The organism is Streptomyces sp. 6N223, from assembly GCF_052246635.1.
Taxonomy (GTDB): Bacteria; Actinomycetota; Actinomycetes; order Streptomycetales; family Streptomycetaceae; genus Streptomyces.
In genome coordinates, this window is sequence record NZ_JBQQCA010000009.1 from 112138 (window position 1) to 132596 (window position 20459).

The 20459-nt window shown below is 70.5% G+C and carries 16 protein-coding genes; 9 read left to right on the forward strand and 7 right to left on the reverse strand.

The window, feature by feature from the left end:
- Window positions 1-319: 319 nt before the first annotated feature.
- The 4 genes from ACTWQH_RS08810 (at window position 320) to ACTWQH_RS08825 (ending at window position 3585) form a co-directional block, all read left to right on the forward strand.
- Entirely contained in the window at window positions 320-1444 is a 1125-nt protein-coding gene (locus ACTWQH_RS08810) for a ferric reductase-like transmembrane domain-containing protein (protein ID WP_443285819.1), read from the forward strand.
- Between the two features lie 75 nt (window positions 1445-1519).
- A complete protein-coding gene (locus tag ACTWQH_RS08815; RefSeq protein ID WP_443285820.1) occupies window positions 1520-1828 on the forward strand; it encodes a DUF6807 family protein in 309 nt (102 codons plus the stop codon).
- 175 nt (window positions 1829-2003) lie between these two features.
- Complete coding sequence (locus tag ACTWQH_RS08820; RefSeq protein ID WP_443285821.1) at window positions 2004-2567, forward strand: DinB family protein; 564 nt, start codon at window positions 2004-2006, stop codon at window positions 2565-2567.
- 133 nt (window positions 2568-2700) lie between these two features.
- A complete protein-coding gene (locus tag ACTWQH_RS08825; RefSeq protein WP_443285822.1) occupies window positions 2701-3585 on the forward strand; it encodes a fructosamine kinase family protein in 885 nt (294 codons plus the stop codon).
- A gap of 173 nt (window positions 3586-3758) precedes the next feature.
- Here ACTWQH_RS08825 and ACTWQH_RS08830 read toward each other — a convergent pair whose 3' ends face one another.
- Window positions 3759-6152 (reverse strand): glycosyl hydrolase family 95 catalytic domain-containing protein, encoded by a 2394-nt coding sequence (locus ACTWQH_RS08830; protein ID WP_443285823.1) that lies wholly within the window; start codon window positions 6150-6152, stop codon window positions 3759-3761.
- Window positions 6153-7016: 864 nt separating this feature from the next.
- Window positions 7017-7469 carry a winged helix-turn-helix transcriptional regulator gene (locus ACTWQH_RS08835; protein ID WP_443285824.1) on the reverse strand — a complete coding sequence of 151 codons (453 nt, stop codon included), beginning with the start codon at window positions 7467-7469 and terminating at the stop codon, window positions 7017-7019.
- 92 nt (window positions 7470-7561) lie between these two features.
- Here ACTWQH_RS08835 and ACTWQH_RS08840 point away from each other — a divergent pair, with 92 nt between their 5' ends.
- Both ACTWQH_RS08840 and ACTWQH_RS08845 read left to right on the forward strand, forming a co-directional pair.
- Window positions 7562-8155 carry a dihydrofolate reductase family protein gene (locus ACTWQH_RS08840; protein WP_443285825.1) on the forward strand — a complete coding sequence of 198 codons (594 nt, stop codon included), beginning with the start codon at window positions 7562-7564 and terminating at the stop codon, window positions 8153-8155.
- Between the two features lie 170 nt (window positions 8156-8325).
- Window positions 8326-8703, forward strand: coding sequence for a PPOX class F420-dependent oxidoreductase (locus tag ACTWQH_RS08845; RefSeq protein ID WP_443285826.1), 378 nt, complete (start codon window positions 8326-8328; stop codon window positions 8701-8703).
- Window positions 8704-8882: 179 nt separating this feature from the next.
- On the opposite strand, the gene ACTWQH_RS08850 is transcribed toward ACTWQH_RS08845, so the two are convergent.
- The 5 genes from ACTWQH_RS08850 to ACTWQH_RS08870 all read right to left on the reverse strand — a co-directional run bounded on the left by ACTWQH_RS08850 (window position 8883) and on the right by ACTWQH_RS08870 (window position 16656).
- The gene (locus ACTWQH_RS08850) at window positions 8883-10070 is read right to left on the reverse strand and encodes an ROK family protein (protein WP_443285827.1); all 1188 of its coding nucleotides are present in this window, start codon (window positions 10068-10070) and stop codon (window positions 8883-8885) included.
- Window positions 10071-10273: 203 nt separating this feature from the next.
- Complete coding sequence (locus tag ACTWQH_RS08855; protein WP_443285828.1) at window positions 10274-11188, reverse strand: carbohydrate ABC transporter permease; 915 nt, start codon at window positions 11186-11188, stop codon at window positions 10274-10276.
- Complete coding sequence (locus ACTWQH_RS08860) at window positions 11185-12090, reverse strand: carbohydrate ABC transporter permease (protein WP_443285829.1); 906 nt, start codon at window positions 12088-12090, stop codon at window positions 11185-11187. The genes ACTWQH_RS08855 and ACTWQH_RS08860 overlap by 4 nt, the downstream gene beginning before the upstream one ends.
- Before the next feature lie 101 nt (window positions 12091-12191).
- Window positions 12192-13478, reverse strand: coding sequence for an extracellular solute-binding protein (locus ACTWQH_RS08865; RefSeq protein WP_443285830.1), 1287 nt, complete (start codon window positions 13476-13478; stop codon window positions 12192-12194).
- 223 nt (window positions 13479-13701) lie between these two features.
- Complete coding sequence (locus ACTWQH_RS08870; RefSeq protein WP_443285831.1) at window positions 13702-16656, reverse strand: glycoside hydrolase family 2 TIM barrel-domain containing protein; 2955 nt, start codon at window positions 16654-16656, stop codon at window positions 13702-13704.
- Window positions 16657-16972: 316 nt separating this feature from the next.
- Between ACTWQH_RS08870 and ACTWQH_RS08875 the strand changes: the two genes are divergently transcribed.
- The 3 genes from ACTWQH_RS08875 to ACTWQH_RS08885 all read left to right on the forward strand — a co-directional run bounded on the left by ACTWQH_RS08875 (window position 16973) and on the right by ACTWQH_RS08885 (window position 20400).
- A complete protein-coding gene (locus tag ACTWQH_RS08875; protein WP_443285832.1) occupies window positions 16973-17992 on the forward strand; it encodes a glycoside hydrolase family 5 protein in 1020 nt (339 codons plus the stop codon).
- A 324-nt stretch (window positions 17993-18316) separates the two neighbouring features.
- Window positions 18317-19267 (forward strand): dienelactone hydrolase family protein, encoded by a 951-nt coding sequence (locus ACTWQH_RS08880; protein ID WP_443285833.1) that lies wholly within the window; start codon window positions 18317-18319, stop codon window positions 19265-19267.
- 242 nt (window positions 19268-19509) lie between these two features.
- Window positions 19510-20400, forward strand: a complete 891-nt coding sequence (locus ACTWQH_RS08885; RefSeq protein ID WP_443285834.1) for an alpha/beta hydrolase family protein — start codon at window positions 19510-19512, stop codon at window positions 20398-20400.
- Window positions 20401-20459 lie beyond the last annotated feature (59 nt).

Sequence of the window (20459 nt, forward strand, 5' to 3'; positions counted from 1 at the left end):
CCTCATCGTCCCTTCGGTCCCGGGCTCCTCCTGCCCGGCGGCCGTCGCCCGGCCCGATCCCGGGAACTGACTCGGAGAAATCTTCCCAGATCCATTCGCCTCGCACCGGCGCGCGGTGCGGGACCTCCGCCCGGACGGCACTCCCTGGGTCAAACCAGCCGATTTACGCCACGAATCGAGAAGGTGACGGCGTTGCGGAAGCTTTCCTTTTCGGTGCGGCGAACTGGCCGCCGTTCTCAGCGGATACGAAGTGGGATACCGTCTATTGGTCGGGCAGGGGGCTGGGTGCCGCGTCCCACGGAAGGTGTGGTGTCCTGCGATGACAGAATCCATCGAATCCATCGAATCAGCCGAATCCGTCGAATCAGCCACGCCGCCCGCGGGGAGACGGGAAAGCCAAGGACGGTTCGACTGGCCGGGGCTGCGCGTGGACCTGCGTGCGGCGGTGCCCGATGCCAGCATGGGGCTGGCGGTCACCGGGGCCATCTTCGTGTGGCTGTACGTCAGGGTGGAGAACGGCACCTCCGCAACGACGCGGGTGATGCCGATGCTCGCCGACGCCTCCGAGTACTGGATGTACTGGCTGTGCCAGGCGTTCGGCTGGTCGGGGCTGCTGTGGGCGTACATCACCATCGTGTTCGGCCTGCTCAGAAGCGGTGCCCGTCCCGGCTGGGGCCGGCTGACGGCGCGGCGGCTGGAGAAGTTGCACCGCACCACCAGCCTGACCACCATCGGGCTGGTCTTCATGCACGCCTTCACGCTCTTCGCCGAGTTCGTCCGCGACAACCACCGCGGCTCGTCCTCCTGGGGCGGCCGTCTGGCCACCTCGTTCGCCGACGCCTTCGTCCCCGGCTGGTACGACTCCGGTACCGGCCGGATCGCCATCCTGCTCGGCCTGCTGGCGTTCTACCTCTCCCTCCCCCTCGGCCTGGCCTTCTACCTGCGCCAGACCACCGGCTCCCGGATGTGGCGGGCCCTGCACCGCTTCATCATCGTGGTCTACGTCCTCAGCGTCTGGCACACCCTGCTGTACGGCACCAACGTCTGGTACGACGGCAGGTTCCGCACCCTGGTGTGGGCCCTGCAGATGCCGCTCGCCGCCCTGCTCCTCGTCCGTCTGCTGGCGCCCGCCCGCCCCGGCGAACGCCTGCGGCTGCGCGGAGCGGGCCGGGCGTCGCGCCCGCTGCCGCTGACGGCACGTCTGGCCGGCCGGCTCGCGGCCGTGGCCACCATCGCCGGACTGGCGGCCGTCATCGCCACCGGCGCGGACGGCGGGCGCACCCCGGACGGCGCGTCGCCCGGCACCTGGCCCGATCCGTGGGTCGTCTGGGCCGGGCTCCTGGCGCTGACGCTCGTGCTCGTGGCCGTCGTCCACCGCCTGCGCCCCTCCCGGCTCGCCGCCGAACGCGCCAGGGGGCGCAGCGACGCCGACTCGGCCGTGTGACGCGCCCTCACCGCACAGGGCCGGGGCCTCCTGGGGAGTCCCGGGATACGCCTCGTCGGACGGCCGGCCGCTGCCGTGGGGGCGCGGGCGCTCGCCGGGGCGGGTGCCGGACGCCATGACGAGGACGACGCCGAGTCGCTCGTCCTCATGGCCGACCACGCCGGCAACCCGCGTCACCCGCCGCAGTGGGTCGCGCGCAGCGAGGCGTTCGCCTGCCTCAACCCGGCGCCGTTCTTCAGCGAGGAGCTCATCGTCCCCGACGGCGAGACCGCCCGACGCCGCCAGGGCGTCGGCATCGCATGTTCCATACCAGCGATCCGAGTCCGTTGTTGGCCGAGCTGGAAGGCACCCGCCCAGGCCGGCGCTCGCCATTTGGGTCATTGAACCCAACCCGGCCAGCCCGGTTGTTCATGTCAAACAGCCGCTCGCGGCGGCGCGGCCCGAAGGGCACATCAGCCCCCAGCGTCATCTCCCGGTGCGGTACGCTCTCGCGGCCCACGGCCGGCGACGGCGTCCGCGAGGGTCGCAGCCAGGTCTCCGCTGTCTGTAGTGTGCGGAAATGACAAGAAGCGAGCGGCTCGCCGACCAGCTGGACCGGCACTGGCACAAGAACCTGCGGCCGCGGCTGCACGGTCTTGCCGATGAGGAGTACTTCTGGGAGCCGGTGCGCGGCTGCTGGAGCATCCGCCCACGTGGCACGTCGGCCGCACCGGTGTCGGCAGGTTCGGGGGAATGGACGATGGACTACGCGTCCCCAGCCCCGGTGCCGGCGCCGGTGACCACGATTGCCTGGCGGCTGGCGCACATCATCGTCTCCTGCCTGGGCTATCGGGTCGGATGGCACTTCGGCGGCCAGGACGTCGACTACCAGACGTTCGCCTACGCGGGGACCGCTGACGAGGCGCTGAAACAGCTCGATGAGATGTATGGGAGATGGAACACGGGGGTCCGCGAGCTCTCGGACGCTGACCTGGAGAATCCGCCCACGGTGGGTCCCGAGCGGTTTCCCATGGAGGGCATCGTCCTGCACGTCAACAGGGAGCTGATCCATCACGGCGCCGAGATTTCCCTGCTGCGCGACCTCTACCGCTGGCAGGACGGAGCCGTACCGCGCCCAATCTGACTTTCCGGCAACCGGTGATCGGGCTTCGGAAACCTACGTGGACTCCGTGACGCTCCGTGGCTGCGAGCTTCAGTGAAGCTGCGGGCCCGGGACCGATTGCCATGAAGTGTGACCAGCGGAGAGGATCACACCCGTGACAGACGCGGCTTCCCTCCTGCTCCAACGCCTGCACGCGGCCGGCGTGACCGGCGTCGTCGCGGTCGAGCCAGCCGCTGGAGGCCTCGCCGCGACCGCGGGGCTCGCGCGCCGCGGTGACGGCACGTCGGTGTTCGTCAAGGCGTTCGGCGAGCCGCCGTCGGACGACGCCTTCGCCGCGGAGGCCGAAGGGCTCACCGTGCTGCGCGAGGCGGGCGGCGTCGCCACGCCCGAGATCATCCTCGCGGACCGCGACCTGCTCGTGCTGTCCGTGCTGCGGCCCCGGCCGTGCACCGAGGCCTTCTGGGAACAGTTCGCGCATGCGCTCGCCCACCTGCACACCACCACGCGGTACCCCCGATTCGGGTGGCACCGGGACAACTGGCTGGGCCGTCGTCGGCAGATCAACACCTGGGATGACGACGGGTTCGAGTTCTTCGCCCAGCACCGTCTGCTGCGCTGGCTCGGCGAGCGTCGCGTCCAGGAGGCGCTCGACGCCGCGGACCGGGCGGCGCTGGAGCGGCTGTGCGACCGGTTGCCCGAGCTGCTGCCGGTCAGGCCCGCGTGCCTGACGCACGGCGACCTGTGGGCGCTGAACGTCATGGCCGCCCCCGACGCGCGGCCCGCGCTGATCGACCCGGCCGTGTCGTACACCTGGGCCGAGGTCGACCTGGCCCACCTGTGGACGACGGCGCCGCCGCCCGAGGCGCACGTGTTCTTCGAGCTGTACGCCGAGCTGACCGGACTCGACCGCGACTGGCGCGAGCGCATGCCGATCCTCCAGCTACGCCAGCACCTGGCCGTGATCGCCCAGTTCGACCCCGACTGGGGCGCCGCCGACCTCGTGCGCGCCACGCTCGCCCCGTTCCGGCAGCGGCCCTGAGCTCGGCTGAGTCGAAGGCTCATCCCGATAGCAGTTCGCACAGCGCACGTGGTGGCCGCGCCGCGGTGAGAGGCCTCCGCGGGAACCCCGAGCCCAGCGCCGTCTGACGCCGGCCTGTCAGCAGACGGGACCCGCCCGCCCCATGATGACGCTGACGAGCCGGGCGCAGCCGCTCACAGCGAGATGGTGATGTCCGTCCGCTGCCCGGCGGCCAGGGATATCCGGCGGGCGTGGGTTCCGAGGGGGGAGGAGGCGACGGGGGCCGATGTGGTCACCGAGGTCATGCCGCGGCGGCTGATCAGGGTGACGTCCTGGTCGACGGCCGACGTGACGGTCAGGGAGGCGGTGCCTGCGGCGAGGTCCCAGCTGAGGGTGTGGATCCTGATCCGGCCGCGGGCTCGTACGCCGTGGAGGGACCCCTTGGACAGCTCGTCGGGGAGAGCGGGGAGGATTTCGAGCACGCCGGGCCGGGAGTAGACGAGGGCCTCGGCCAGCACGCCGGGGATGGCGTTGGCGGCGTCGGCGTTGTAGATGTCGAGGTCCGGGTTGTGGGAGGTCATCAGCGACGTGAAGAGCATGTTGTTGCCCAGGATCTTCCGCAGGCTGCCGTATACCGTGCCGCCGTCCTTCAGGCGGGCGCCGGCCAGGGCGCGGTGCAGACTGCCGTGGGCGGAGATGTTCTCGTCGCCGCGGAGCTCCAGCGCCCGCAGCGCCGGGGGGACGAGGGCGGGTTCGTCCTCGGGATTGATCTCGTGCAGCGGCCAGGCGCCGTACAGGTGATGGACGTGGCGGTGGTCGTACTGGTCGGCCAGGCTCGGCCAGGACCATTCGGCGAGCGCGTTGTCGTCGTTGATGCGGTAGCCCGGAATCTTCTCCAGCAGTGCGGTCCATCGGGCGACGCCCTCCCCGCTGCCCTGTTCCAGCCCGAGGGCGTTGGCGGCGTCGATGGCCGCCCGCAGGGCGTGCCGGCCGGCCACGATGTCGCCGGTGGCGTTGACCGACAGGTGCACGCCCGTGTTGCCGGGGGCGTTCTCCATGGAGAAGGACGGCACGAAGACCGCTTTGCCGTCCGTGTCGGTGCGGGTGAGGAAGTCCTCGTAGAACAGGGCCAGTTCCATCAGGGCAGGGCCCAGCGTGTCCCGCAGGAAGGTCTCGTCGCCGGTGACCTCGTAGTACTCGAGCAGGGGGTAGAGCAGCCAGTCGGCTCCTCCGGTCCAGCAGTGGCCGGGGAAGCCAGGGTCGAAGTGGAGCATGTGGCCGTACTCGCCGTCGGTGCGGGAAGGGGCGAGGAAGCCGCGGGCTCCGTAGAGGTTCCGCGCGTTGGTGCGCCAGTCGTCGAGCTGGCCCAGGATCAGGTTGAAGTAGCCCTCCATCGACTCGGTTGTGTCGAGGATGTTCCCGCCCGCGACCTGGAGGTTGACGTTGGCGTCGGTGGTGAAGTCATCCGCCCAGGCGCCGGTCCAGGTGCCGGTCCAGATGCCGGTGAGCCGGGGCGGCAGGATGCCGCTGGAGCTGATGAAGAAGTAGCGGCCGGAGTCGTAGAGCCTCTCCAGCAGGGCGAGGTCGATGACGTCGGGGCTGGCGTTCTGACGGGCGATCAGTTCGGTGGTGGAAAGGCCGCGGTCGGCGGGCGCGATGTTCAGGTCGAGGCGGGAGCGGTCGTAGAGCTCGGCGTGAAGGGCGGTGTGCCGCGACAGCAGCGTGGCGTAGTCGGTGCCGAGCTCGGCCAGCTGGGCGTGCAGCGGCTCGGAGTCCCATTCGGTCGCGGACTCGTACCGGCCCAGCCTGGTCAGCAGGATCACCTTGGTCGCCCCCGCCACCACGATCGTGGAGTCGCCGGTGCTGACCGAGGCGTCGGGGCCGGTGGCCACGACCCGGGTGACGCCCTCGTAGCCGAAGGCGCCCTGCCCGGACGGGTAGGTGCCCCGCAGGTTCAGATAGCCGGATCCGCCCGCGAGGGTGGCGCGGGTGGTGAAGCCCAGGCTGGTCGGCAGCCCGTCGAGCGCCGTGTTGACGCTCAGCGTGGTGTCGACCGTGCGGCCGGTGGCGGGGGTCAGCTCGTGGACGAGCACGTTGTCGGCACGGGAGGTGAACGCGCGGCGGGACCAGGTGCCGTACTCGTCGGTCCAGGTGTGGGTGACCTCTCCGGTGCGGAAGTCGGTGATCCGGGCGTAGTCGTTGACGGTGGTCATGCCCGGTGTGCTCAGCCACAGTTCGTAGCCGGGATGGTAGGTCTGCGTCCAGCGCAGCGACCATCCGGCGGCGAAGTCGCTGTTCGCGCCCGCGTAGTCTCCGGCGAGGGCCTTGTCCCGCACGGACTCCAGACGATCCGAGATCACCGGCGGCAGCGTGTCACGGGTGCCGTTGGGCAGCACGAGCCGGTGATGGTTGACGATGACCTTCTCCAGCGTCGGATCGCCGTAGAGGATGCCCCCGTGCTCGCCGTTGCCGGTGACGAAACCGTCGGTCCACGCCGATGCGGCCGCGGTGTCGTGGATGCCCCGGTCGGGGAGCGTGACCTGCGGCGGCACCGCGGCGGCTGCCCTGCCGGCCGGTATTCCGGGCAACGCGGCGGACCCTGCGACGGGCCCTGCGGTCAACGCGGCAGCGGCCAGAAACGCCCTGCGGCTGGGGGGAGGGTCGGACGGAACCATGGCACTGTTTCCCTTGCGTGTCGTGGTGGTGTGGAGAACGCGCTGAGTGGTGGGGAAGGACATTCCATCCAACGTCACCGGTCCTCCCGGTCCGGGGCCGGGCCGGGAGGTCCGGGAGGCGAGCGGTGGGGACCACGTCCCCACCAGGGCGCGGAGCCGCGCCGCGGCGGGCCGAGGGGCCGGAGGTGCGACCGCCGCGCACCGCGGCGCGTCCCACCGCGAGGCGGGGCCGCCACGCGCCGATGCACCTCACCGGCTCGGTGAACGTGCCGACCGGCCCCTGAGCGGCAAGGGCTCGGCGGCGAGTGATCGGTTCCGACACGTGGGCCTCCTGGCCGTCCGCAGCGCGGCGTACGACGCTGCGGCTCCACATCCAGGCCGGGCGGACTGGATGAGTCAGTGCAGGGGGCGAGGCACGAGCGAGCCGCGCTGAGGCGTGCACCGCACCGATACATATGATGTATTAACGGGTACGAGCCGGAACCCTGTCCAGAGGGCGCGGCAAATCTCCTGGAAATTGCAGGTCATCGCATCGCAGGCCGGTGGAACCCGCCACGAGACATCGGATGTTCGCTCGGGTCGCGGACCGTGCCGAAGCGATCCGCACGTCGCTCGGCCTGCCTGCGCCGCGGCGGATGTCGGCACCATGGTGCCCCGTGGCACCGGCTCCGACGCCGGCGCCTTCGAGGCGGCCGGCACCGCCGGCTCGTCCCGTCGGCAGCCGCGGCCGCCTTCAGGTGGCCAAGGCCGCCGAGGAACCCTGGGTCCCCGTCTCGGTCACGCGGCCGAGCCGGGACCCGGGAGCACGTCCACGTCGCCCGCGTGCATCGGGTCGCCGCAGTGGGCGCAGCGCAGGTCGCCGCTGCTGATCTCGCCGCACGCGTGGTGGCGGAAGAGCACGGGCGGGCCGGCGCGGCCCGCCAGCCACCTGTCCCCCCAGCCGACCATGACCATGAGCAGGTCGACGAGCTCGGCGCCCTTCTCCGTCAGGACGTACTCGTACCGCGGTCGCCGGTCGTAGGGCCGGCGTTCGAGTACGCCGCGCTCAACGAGGTGGTTCAGCCGCTCGGTCAGGACCTTGCGCGAGATGCCGAGGTCCGCCTGGATCTGCTCGAACCGGGTGAACCCGGCCCACACGTCCCGCAGGACCAGTGGCGACCAGGGCTCCCCGATGACCTCGAGCGTGCGCGCGATCGAGCACGCCATCTCGCCGAAGTTCGTGCGCTGCATGGCATCAGCCTAGCATTGGGGGTTCCCTTAAGGAACTCAGCCGTGCTAGCGTCCTGGAGTCTCTTAAGGGAACTCCAGGAAGGATCACGGAGATGAACAAGGTCATCAGCGCGCACGCGGTGTCGGTCGACGGTTACATCACCGGTCGCGATCCCGGCGCCGGTCGCGGACTCGGCGACGGAACGATGCTCTTCGACTGGTACTTCGCCGGCGACACGCCCAGCCAGGTGTTCGACGGGTTCGGCCTGAGCGAGCCCAGCGCCCGGCTCTTCGACACCCTCGCCGGACGCGTGGGCGCGGTCGTCGCGGGGCGCAACACCTACGAGGACTCCGACCGCTTCGGCGGCGGCAGCCCTCACCCGGCGGCCCGCCTGATCGTCCTCAGCCATCGGCCGGCACCGGAGATGACCGAGCAGCAGACCCTCGTCACCACCGGCATCGAGGACGCGATCGCCGCGGCCCGCGAGGCCGCCGGCGACAAGGACGTCGGCCTCATGGGCGGCGGCGTCGTGACCGAGGCACTGAAGGCGGGGCTCGTCGACGAGGTGGTCCTCCATCAGGTGCCGGTCCTGCTCGGCGGCGGCCGGCCCTTCTTCCAGGCGCTCCCCCAGCACGTGCGCCTCCGCCTCCTCGAAGCCGTCCCGGCGCCAGGCGTCACCCATCTCCACTACGCGGTCGAGCGATGATCCGCATCGCCATCCAGGCACGGCCCGGCCTGGGCGAGGAGGCGCTCGTCACCCGACACCGCGGCGATGCCCCACCGGACGTCCACCGGCTACGTCGCGCAGCCGGCGGACGGCCCTCGCCGGAAGCCCACCCGCAACCCACCCGCAACCCTCGCCAGGAGGTGACCACGATGCTCGACCCCGACGTTCGCCGCGTGCTCGAGGGCACCTCGATCGCCCACCTCGCCAGCGTCCTGCCCGACGGCGCTCCCCACTCCGTTCCCGTCTGGATCGGCACGGACGGCGACCACGTCGCGATCCTCACCGGCCCGGGCACCCGCAAGGCCCGCAACCTGCGGCGCGACCCGCGGGTCGCGCTCTCCCTGACGCCGGCAGACAACCCGTTCCAGCCGGTCATCATCCGCGGCAGGGTCGTCGAGTGGCTCGCGGGCGACGCCGCCTGGGAGATCATCGACCGGATATCGACGAAGTACACCGGCGGCCCCTACACGCGCGGCGAGGAGCGGGTCGTCGCGCTCATCGAGCCCGATCGGCAGCGCGTGGGCTGAGACGCCGCGTGTGTTCCCGGGGCGCCACGAGCATGCACCTCGTCACGACGTCCGCGCGGGTGTGTGCGGGGACTCCGCGGGCGCGTCGACGCCCTGGCCGCGAACAGCCCTCTTCGCCGGCGCCGTGGCGGCCCGGCGTTCCCCCGACGAGTTCGTCCGGCTCCGGACCCGCGCGCTCCTCAGCGTCCCTCGACGACGAAGGCCCTGATCGCCTCCACGGCGCCGCCGCGCGCCCACTCGGTGAAGGAGGAGGAGAGCATCGGCGTGTTGATGGAGTCGGGGCGGCGGAGGCGTCGCTGGCTCATGCCCTCTTTGATGTGCTGGTGTCCGCCGCGGATGACATCAGTGGTCTCGCCGGCAACCACCACGGTCTTCACGCCGGTGAGATTGGCGATGGTGGCGACGAGCATGCCCAGCGCCCGGCCCGCCTGGCGAACGATCTCCTGGCACACCGCGTTACCTTCCCCTGCCCGGGGGGCGATCTCGTCCAGAGAGACCGGTCGCTGCAGTCCGTAGGCGGCAGCCGAGAGGACGGCTCCTGTCGAGAGATAGGAAATGGCGCAGCCCCGGTGCCCCACCGGGCACATCGGGCCGCCGGGATCCAGGATGTGGTGGCTGAATTCCACGAGGTCACTCTCGGCCATCTGCAGTACGCGGCCATTCAGGCAGAGGGCGTACCCGATGCCGGGACCGATGGCAATCATCGCGAAATTGGGGATTGCGCGGGCCACCCCGAACCAGTTCTGACCGTAGGCGAGCGCGAAGACGTCGTTGCGGACCACACACGGGATGCCCATGGCGTCGCTCAGCATGGACTCCAGAGGAACCTGCCACCAGTCCAGCCAGGGCGCGTCGAACAGCGCGGGCTCCCCCGGATCGTCGACGCCCGAAGGGGTCCCGCCCATGGTGAATCCCGCGGCGACGGGCGGCCTGCTTTCCCGCGCCAGCCGGTCCATCAGGGCCCTGGCCTGCGCGGCGACTCCTTCGGGGGTGCGGGCGCTGAGCGGCTCGGCGTGCTCCGCGACCACCTCGGCCCGCAGATCGGTGATGACTCCGTACATCCAGTCCGAGGTCAGCTTTGCGCCGAAGAAGTGGAAGTCCTTCGCGACGATGTCCAGCGGAAGCGTGGGGCGGCCGTTGATCGGGTCGTAGAGAGTTTCCCGTTCCACGACGAGCCCGGACTGCACGAGGGGCTTCGTCAGGCGGGTCAGGCTGCCGGTCGTCAGCCCCAGGAGGCGGGCGAGCTCGGTCCTTGACCGCGGGCCGGTGACCAGCAGTTCCCTGATGACGGGCCGGGCGGCCCGGGAGACGGAGTCCCACGCCTCGATCGTCGGCCGGCTGCCGCTCTGCTCGGATGCTAGGTGCACAGACGCAGGGTACAAGCACCTCGATTAGCTTCAGTAAAGCCCTCCCTCAAGCAGACGAGGACGGTCAGAGGAACGAAAAGCTCCGGAATTCACCACGCTCTCGCATCGTTGGGCCAGCGCCGCACACGCATGCACGTGTGTCCGGCGCGACGATCGTGCCAGGCAGCGAACAGGCCGCCACCGAGTCCTCCGTCCATCCACTGTCATCCACGGAGTCCTCCGCTGATCATGTCGAGCCGCCAGAAGCGCTGGAGGAAGAGGAGCAGCGCGATGAGCGGGATGATGGACACGGCGGTGCCGGTGATGGCGACGCCGTACAGCGCCGGCTGGCTCGAGCCCTTGGACAGCACGGTGTAGAGGCCAAGATTGATGGGGTACTTGCTCTCGTCGGAGAGCATGATGAACGGGAGCAGGAAGTTGTTCCAGTTGCCCACGAACTGGAGCATGAAGATGGTGACCATGCCGGGCAGCATCATGGGCATGCCGATGGTGGCGAAGATGCGGTACTCGCTGGCGCCGTCGATGCGCGCCGACTCGATGATCGAGGCGGGCACGGAGGCGTCGGCGTAGATGCGGGCCAGATAGATCGCGAAGGGGGAGATGAGGCCCGGCAGGAGCACCGACCAGTAGCTGCCGACCATGTCCAACTCGGACATGATGAGGTATTGCGGAATCGCCAGTGTCATGCCCGGGAGCAGAACGCCCGCGAGGATCACGTAGAAGATCGCGTTGCGGCCCGGGAAGGAGTAGCGGGAGAAGGCGTAGCCGGCGGCGGCGGATATCAGGGTGCACAGCAGTGACCCCACGCCCGCGTAGAGCAGGCTGTTGAGCGCCCACTGGCCGTACTGCCCGTCGTTGAAGGCGAACAGCTCACGCAGGTTGTCCACCAGGCCGGTGCCGGGCTGGAAGGTGAAGGTGGAGAACAGGTCGGACTGCGACTTGGTGGCCGCGATGACGATCCACGCGATCGGGACCAGGCAGTAGAAGGCGCCGATCAGCAGGACGACGGTGGGGATGATCTTGGCACGGTGGTGGGCCTGCCGCGCCGCGGGCCGGTCGCCCCGCGCCGGGACGGTCCTCGTTGTCGGCGTGGTGCCGCGCGTGGTCTGCGCGCTCACTGGAAGCCTCCGAACGCCCGGCGCTGGGCCACCCTCAGCAGCAGCAGCGAGACGAAGAAGGTGCCGATCGCCAGGATGACGGAGCCGGCCGCGGCCAGCGGCAGGTCGTCGCGGACGAAGCCGCTTTCGTAGATGTGCATCAACGGCACCCAGTCCCCGGATATCTCGGTGGTCATCGGCTTCAGCGTGGTGGGCTCGCCGTAGACCTGGAGCGTGCCGACGAGGGAGAACAGGCCCGTCAGCACGAGGGCCGGGACGACGAGGGGAACCTTGATCCGCCAGGCCAGCTGCCATTCGGAGCAGCCGTCGATCCGCGCCGCGTCGTAGACCTCGCCCGGAATCGCGCGCAGGGAGGTGTAGATGATGAGCATGTTGAAGCCCACACCTCCCCACACGGCGATGTTGGCCAGGGACCCGTAGAGGTTCGAGCCCTCCAGGAAGGGAATCGCGTCCCCGCCCGCCTGTTCGGTGAGATAGCTGAACGGGCTAGTGGACGGCAGGTACATGAACCCCCACAGCAGGGAGGCGATGACCCCGGGTACCGCGTACGGGAGGAAGATCGCGGCCCGGGACAGGCGCCGCCCCCTGGCACCCGTGTGGTCGAGCATCAGGGCGAAGCACAGGGCGAGCCCGAGGGTGAGGGGGATGGCGAGCATGCCGTAGGCGGCCAGACGTGAGAATCCGGCCCAGAACTCGCTGTCGGACAGGGTCTCGCGGTAGTTCGCCAGCCCCACGAACACCTCTCGCCGGCTGCCGAACAGGCTCCCCTGCTCGACCCGCATGCCCCGCACACTCAGGTACAGCGCGTAGACCACCGGGATCGCCAGGAAGGCGAGGAAGAAGAGGACCGCGGGGGCGATGAAGACATAGGGGGCCGAGATCCGGCGCCTTCGCCTGACCACGGGGCTCCCCACGGGCCCGCCGGCCCGCTGAGTGACGTGTCCTGCCATGATGACCTTTGTGCTAGAGGGACGGCGTGAGTGATGGGGCGACTTCGTCCCGATCAGGGGGCGGCGACGTCGAATCCCTGGTCTGCCATGTCGCTGGTCACGGCGTCCTGCGTCCGCCGCAGCGCCTCCTCCAGGGACGTGCCCTCGCGCACGGCCGCCTGGAACGCGTCGCCGAACTCGGACTGGGCCACGTTGACGTTGGGACCCCACTGGATGTTGGGCAGAGTGCTGCTCGCCGCGCCGTTCGCGACCTCCCAGTAGTCCTGCTGGTCGCCCACCAGGGGTGGCGGCGGCCGTTCGACGGTCGTCTCCTGGCACTCGACGGAGGCCGGGTACTCGCCCATGGCGAGCTGGAGTTCGCAGGCCTTCTCCGAGGTGTTCATCCAGGTGATGAACTCCACCGCCGCCTCGACCTGGTCGTCGTCGGTGACGGTCAGGGCCGAGCCGCCCTGGAACGCCACCTTGTCCTCGCCGCCCTCCCAGTGCGGCAGCGGTGCGATGGCCCAGTCGCCCGCCTGTGACTCCGCGATGCCATAGATGACGCTCGGCGACCACACGCCCGCGGGCCACGAGAGGATCTCGCCCTTGTTGAGCTTGTTGTTCCACTCGGGGGTCAGCAGCGGTCCGCCCTGTACCAGGTCGCGATCGAGCAGGTCCTGCCAGTAGGCGGCGACATCAAGCGACGCGTCGTCCGCGATGCCGACCGACCACGTGCCGTTGTCCACCTGCCACCACTGACCCCCCGCCTGCTGTGCCATGCCGGCGAACTGGCCGAACTCCGAGGGAGCGAAGGTCGTCAGGTACGTGTCGGGGTCCTCACGCCGCACCTCGGCGGCGACCTCGGCGAACTCCTCCCAGGTGGTGGGCACCTCGACGCCGAGTTCGTCGAAGCGGGCCTTGTTGTACAGCAGCACCTGGGGACCTATGTCGATCGGCACCCCGTACACGTGGCCGTCGAAGCTCGTCAGGTTCCAGGTCCCGGGGTTGAACTCCCCCTCCAGGCCCTGGGCCTGGTCCTCGATCTCGACCAGGGCGCCCGAGACGATCAGGGAGGGGATGGTCTGGTACTCCGCGCAGGCGACGTCCGGGGCGTTTCCGGCACGGCCTGCCGTCAGCAGCTTGGTGGCCGTGTCGGTTCCACCGCCGACGTCCGTGTGCTTGATCCGGATGTCGTCGTGGGTGGCGTTGAACTCCTCGATCTTCGTCGTCTCGCCCCAGCACCAGTACTCGAGCGTGACGACGCCGTCATCGTCGCCGCTGCCGCCACCACCGCCGCAGGCGGCCAGCACGGCCGTCGCGCCCGTGAACGCGCACAGGCGTCCGAGGAAGCGTCTCCTCATGGAGATTCTCCGTCCCGAGAGTGATCCGCGCACAGAGCGAGCCGTCCCCGAACCCTCGCCCGTGATTGACGCGCACAACCTACTCCCGCCAGATGAGCACTGTCCATGACTGAAAGCGCACGAAATTTGCCTTAACTCGGAACAAATCGATCAAAGGATGTGACACGATGGCTTTGAGTCAAAGCGATGCCGCCATGCGTTCGATTCGATCGCGCGTGTCGTCTCACCCGCTCAGGGCACGGAACGAGAATCCGAACTCCGCCGGGGCGGCGGTCAGGTGGTGCTGCGGGAGCGGGGCCGGCCCCAGGGACTGGGTGCCGATGCCGTGCTGGGCGTGGTCGAGGCTGACCCACACGGTGTCGCCGGGGACGAGGTCGACCGTGTGGCCGGCGGCGTCGAGTTGTTCGCTGGTCCAGCGTCGGGCGGTCAGCCAGAAGGGCTGCGGGCCGGCTTCGATGCGCAGCGCGGCGCCGTCCGCGCGGAGTTCGGCCCAGCGCACGTCGGCACGCGCGCCGTTCTCCTGCGGGCGCACGTACGGCGTCTGCAGGGCGTCGACGGTCATGGCGTAGCGGCCCAGGCGGGAGGCGGCACGCGTGTCCGGGTACGCCTCGCCGGGGCCGCCGCCGTACCACAGCACGCGGCCGAACGCGGCGGGCAGTCCCAGGCGCAGCCCGAGACGCGGCAGCGGGCAGGGCCAGTCGCCCTGCGGCCGGACGGCGACCGTCAGCCGGAGCGTGCCGTCCTCGCCGGCGGTCCACCGGTAGACGGCGTTCAGTGCCACGTCCCTGGAATCCGGGGCGACACGGGTGCGGACGGTCAGGGCGTCGTCCGTCACGCGTACCGCGTCCGTCCGGTGCCGCATGTGGTGCAGCCAGATCCGCTCCCATTCCACGCTCACCCCTTGGCCATCGGGATCCCAGTGCATGCCCCGGTCGTTGTCGGTGGGAGCGCGGAAGACGTCCAGGCGTGGGCCCTCGGTCAAGAGCAGGTCGCCGAGGGCGCGGAGCCGGCCGGTGGCGGCGTCGAAGACGGCCGGGCCCAGCGTGATCCGGTCGCTGTCGAGGCGGGGAGTGTGAGTCACGGTCGGGCCCGGATCGGGGACGGGAGCCGGCCGGGGCACGGCGGTCAGCTGGCCCCAGGCGACCTCGTGACCGGCCGCGGCCCAGGCGGTGTCGGTGGCCAGGCAGGCGCGGACGGTCCAGACCGCCTCGCCGGGCTGGGTCCCGGCGGGGGCGGGCGGCAGCGCGACGTCCGCCTGCTCACCGGGGGCCAGCGGTGGGACGGCGAGGTTCCCGGTGGCGACCTCCCGGCCCTCGACCTCGTAGGTCCAGGTGAAGGCGAGGTGCGCGAGGTCGGCGAAGTCGTGCCCGTTGCGGAGGGTCACGATGCCCCGCGTGCCGTCGCCGGTGATGCGGACCGGCTCGATGACCTTCTTGTACTCGATCAGGCCGGGCGAGGGCGTGCGGTCGGGGAAGAGCAGCCCGTCGCAGACGTAGTTGCCGTCGTCGTACTCCTCGCCGAAGTCGCCGCCGTAGCCGAAATAGCGGCGGCCGTCCTCGGTCCGCTTGGCCAGGCCGTGGTCGATCCACTCCCACACGAAGCCGCCCTGGCAGCGCTCGTACGTCTCGAACAGCCGCTGGTAGTCGGCCAGTCCGCCGGGCCCGTTGCCCATCGCGTGGGCGTACTCCACCAGCAGGAACGGCAGGGAGCGGCGGCGGGCATCGGCCGCCGGGTCCTCCAGCGGAGGCTCCTCGCGGCGCCCGATCGCCGCGACCTCGTCGTGCGGGGTGTACATCCGGGAGAAGATGTCGCTGTCGGGATACTCGGCGTCGTGCTCGTACTGCAGCGGCCGGGAGGGGTCGCGCTCGCGCATCCAGGCCGCCATGGCCGACAGGCCGCTGCCGGATCCGCACTCGTTGCCGAGCGACCAGATGACGACGCTGGGGTGGTTCTTGTCGCGTTCGACCATGCGCCGGGCACGGTCGAGCAGGGCGGGCGTCCAGCGGTCGTCGGCGACGGGGTTGCCGCGCCAGCCGGGGAAGAAGCAGAAGCCGTGGGTCTCCAGGTCGCACTCGTCGATGACCCACAGCCCGAGTTCGTCGCACAGGTCGAGGAACGCCGGGTGGGGCGGGTAGTGGCTGGTGCGGACGGCGTTGATGTTGTGCCGCTTCATCAGCACGATGTCCCGCCGCATCGTCTCCAGGTCGAGCGCGCGGCCGGTCTCGGGATGGAACTCGTGCCGGTTGACACCACGGAAGAGGACGCGGCGGCCGTTGACCCTCAGCACGCCGTCCTGGACGGCGACGGTCCGGAACCCGATGCGCAGCGGTATCCGCTCGCCCGCGGTGACCAGCTCACCCGCGTACAGCCGCGGCACCTCCGCCGACCACGGGACCACCGCCATCCGCGTCTCCTCCCCGCAGGGGACGTCGAGGCCCAGTTCGGGCACCATGACGCGGCCGGGCACGTCGCTCTCCACGCGCAGCGTGCCCCGGCCGGTGGTGTGGTCGTATCCGGCGTGCACGAGGAAGTCCGCCGGGGAGCCCTCCGGGCGGTGCAGCAGGGTGACGTCGCGGAAGATGCCCGGCAGCCACCACATGTCCTGGTCCTCCAGGTAACTGCCGGCCGACCACTGGTGGACGCGGACGGCCAGCACGTTGCCGCGTGGCCGCAACAGGTGCCCGACGGCGAACTCGTGCGGCAGGCGGCTGCCCTGGAAGGTGCCCAGCTCGGTGCCGTTGAGCCACACCCGCGCGCAGGAGTCCACCCCGTCGAATCGCAGGACGGTCTCCCCGACCGCGGGCCAGTCCTCCGGCAGGTCGAACTCCCGTCGGTGGTCGCCCGTCGGGTTCTCGTCCGGCGTCCGCGGCGGATCGACGGGGAAGGGGTAGACGCACCCGGTGTAGATCGGGCCGCCGTGCCCCTGGAGCACCCAGTGGCCGGGCACCGTGATCCGGTCCCAGCCGGCGGTGGCGGCCGGGTCGTCCGCGGTGAAGCCCGGGCCGGTGCCCGAGGCGTTCGGCGCGAGCCGGAACGCCCAGGTGCCGTTGAGCGACAGCCGTGGCGCATCGGAGGCGCCCCACCAGGCACGGGGCGCAAGAGTGCCCGGGGCAGGGACCGGGTTCTCGTGGTACGGCAGCGCGAAGCGGGACGCCTCGCCGCCGGGCCAGTCGTGCATGCGTCTCCTCCAGGAGCGGTATGACCCAGGGATCGGTTAGCTTCGATCCAGAGCCTATGCGGACGGACAGCTAGCGTCTAAGCTACGGGAGCGGGTCAATCGGGAGACGCCTGTCACCGAGTTCACTCGGCCGCAGAGCCCACCTTTGGCTTTGTGGTTGTTCATGGTCGCTTCCTTGCGACTTGTAGCGACGCACTCCCGATCGCCGCCCGCTGCGTCGGCCCTGGACGAGGGCCGTTTGACAGGTTCATGCATTTTCTTTCTTTGGGAGCGCTCCCAAGCCAACAACCTTGGTTCCCCCACTTGAGGAGTCGCAGTGAGAACACGACAGAAAGCGCTGGCTGTCCTGCTGCTCGGACTGGCCACCCTGCTCGGCCTGGGCGGCCTCGCCCCCGCCACCCACGCCGAGCCGCCCAGCACCGCCCAGGCGACGGGCCTGACGATCCAGGACGGCCGGCTGGTCGAGAGCAACGGCAACGACTTCGTCATCCGCGGCGTCAGCCACCCCCACGCCTGGTATCCGCAGGAGACGCAGTCCTTCGCCGACATCAAGGCCAAGGGCGCCAACACCGTCCGCGTCGTCCTCAGCAGCGGCCACAGCGGCACAGCCGCCAACACCCCCGAGGACGTGGCGAACGTCGTCAGCACCTGCAAGGAGAACAAGCTGATCTGCGTGCTGGAGGTGCACGACACCACCGGCTACGGCGACCCGGGCGCCGGACAGGCCTCGCTCGACCAGGCGGCCGACTACTGGATCAGCCTCCAGGACGTGCTCGCGGGCGAGGAGAACTACGTCATCGTCAACATCGGCAACGAGCCGTACGGCAACAACAACGCCGCCGCCTGGACCGACGCCACCGTCGGCGCCGTCACCAAGCTGCGCGACGCCGGGTTCCAGCACACGCTGATGGTGGACGCCCCCAACTGGGGCCAGGACCACGAGGGCATCATGCGCAGCACCGCCCAGCAGGTCTACGACGCCGACACCACCGGCAACACGATCTTCTCCGTCCACATGTACGGCGTCTACCAGGACGCGCAGACCATCAACGACTACCTCAACTCCTTCGTTGACGCCGGGCTGCCCCTCGTGGTCGGCGAGTTCGGCCACAACCACTCCGACGGTGACCCCGACGAGGACACCATCATGGCCACCACCACCGAGCTCGGGCTCGGCTACATGGGCTGGTCCTGGTCGGGCAACGGCGGCGGCGTGGAGTACCTGGACATGGTGATCGGCTTCGACCCGAACCAGCTCTCCGAGTGGGGCGAGCGCTTCTTCAACGGCGCCAACGGCATCGCCGAGACCTCCCAGGAAGCGACGATCTACCAGTAATCCAGCACCGCCGAGCCGAGCCTGCCCGTCGGCGAGCAGACGCCGCAGGCCGTCGTCACGGAACCGGCCGCCGCGGCCCGTCAGTCCGGCGGCCGGCCAGCGACGCGAGGCCAGATCCCTCTCGCCCTGAGCACGGCAGACGAAGAGCACCGGGCTGTCCACGCAGGCACGTGATCCGGGCCTGCCGAACGCCATGACCCCGCCCGGGGTGCGTGCGGGTCCCACCACATCGGCGACGTCCTCGGCGCCGGCATGACCGCGCGCCCCGAGCAGACGTCGCGAACTGACCCGATTTCCGCAGACACGACAAGGAGAAACACGACCATGCAACCCATAACCACCGAGGTGGCGGCCCCCGCAGGGCCCGCGACCGGCGGCCGGGCAGGACCCCGCCGAACGGGCGGTCTTGGCAGGCTCGGCGCGGCTGTGATCGCGGCCGTCGTCGGCCTGGTCACGGCCGTGGTCGCGATGCAGCCGGCAGCCGCCCAGGAGAACCCCTACGAGCGGGGCCCGGACCCCACCGTGGAGAGCGTCGCGGCCGAGGGCGGCACGTTCGAGACCGAGGAGATCGACGTCGAGCCCGGCCACGGCTTCAACGGCGGGAAGATCTACGCCCCCACCGACACCAGCCTGGGCACCTGGGGCGCGATCGCGGTCGTCCCCGGCTACACCGCCAGCTGGGAAGCCGAAGGCGCCTGGATGGGTCACTGGATCGCCTCCTTCGGCTTCGTCGTCATCGGCATCGACACCAACAGCCCCAACGACGGGGACGCCGCCCGCGGCGAGCAGCTGCTGGCCGCGCTGGACTACCTCACCCAGGAAAGCGCCGTCGCCGACCGCGTCGACCCCGAGCGGCTGGGCGTGATGGGTCACTCCATGGGCGGCGGCGGCGCGATCCACGCGGCCACGCAGCGGCCGGAGCTGCAGGCCGCCGTCCCGTTCGCGCCCGCCTCCTTCTCCCAGGACCTGTCCGGTGTCCAGGTCCCGACGCTGGTCATGGGCGCAACGGACGACGGCACGGTCACACCGGACTACCTGGACCAGCTCTGGTCCACCTTCCCGGCCGAGACCCCCGGCGCCTACATCCAGCTCTCCAGCGGCGGCCACGGCTTCCCCACCTGGGGGAACGTGTCCGTCACGCGCCTGACGATCCCCTGGCTGAAGATCTTCATCGACAACGACACCCGCTACACCCAGTTCCTGTGCCCGGACCTGGCCGACTGGAGCGACGTCTCCGGCTACGAGAACAAGTGCCCGTACGAGCCGGGCGCGTAGACACCCGGCCATCGAGCAACGGCTCGACCGCCGGCGCCGCTCCGACCGCCGCCCGAAGGTGCTGAACCGGTCACAGACCGCAGACCAGGCACCCCCAGGCAGCGGTACAGCGGTGGGACCGCTCGGCGAGGTTCTCCAGCCCCCGAACCTCCGCCGGGTGAGAAAGGGCCTGACCGGGGCCACAGGCTCCGGTCAGGCCCGAGCCGCCCCCACACCCCCACATCCCCCACAAGGAGACGCACATGTCCATGCGCAGGCGCGCATTCCTCACGCTCGGTGCCGCAACCGGCGTGGGCCTCTCCCTGGCCGGCGCCGGTCAGGCACTCGGCCGCTCCCCCGCCCCTCGGGCCCACACCCCGCGGCAAGCGCCGACCGAGCCGTTCGCCGTCGGCGTGCGTGAGTACGCCTGGACCCGCGGCGACCGCCCGTGCACCACCGTCCTCTACTACCCCGCCGCCGGCGAGCCCGGCGGCGACCCCATCCCCGACGCCCCCGTCGCCGAGGGCGCCTTCCCCGTCTGCAACTACAGCCACGGCGCCGGCTCCAGCCCGCCCGAGTCCCAGCTCAGCCCCCTGGCCGAGGCCGGCTTCATCGTCCCCGCGCCCTACTTCGAGTACAACTTCGACGACATCTACAGCGGCGAGCACTCCAGGGACGTCTCCGAGATCATCACCCAGACCCTCGCCCTGAACGAGGCCGACGACCCGCTGGCCGGACACGTCGACGCCTCCCCCGGCGTCGGCGTGTCCGGCTACTCGGCCGGTGGCATGACCACCCACGGCCTGCTGACCATCGCGCCCGACGACCGGATCACCGCCGCGATCCCGCAGTCCTGCGTCGACATGGGCGACCCGGACGGCACGGTCGCGGCCAAGACCCTGTTCGTCCACGGCGACCAGGACCCTGTCTGTCCCTACGACTCAGCCCGCACCGCCTATGACGAACTGCCCGCACCCAAGGCGTTCTTCACCTTCCTCGGCGCAGACCACGCCAGCCACTGGAGCGATGAGCGCATCCCCGCCATCTGCGTGGAGTGGATGCGCTGGAGCCTGTACGGCGACACCGCCGCCCGCGACCGTCTCCCCGAGGTCGCCTCCGGCGACGACGTCTCCTGGGAGTTCATCCAGGAGTAGGCCCAGCAGTTCGGAGGCGGCGTCAGAACTCTCTTTCGTCTGCGCCGCCTCCGCGCCGC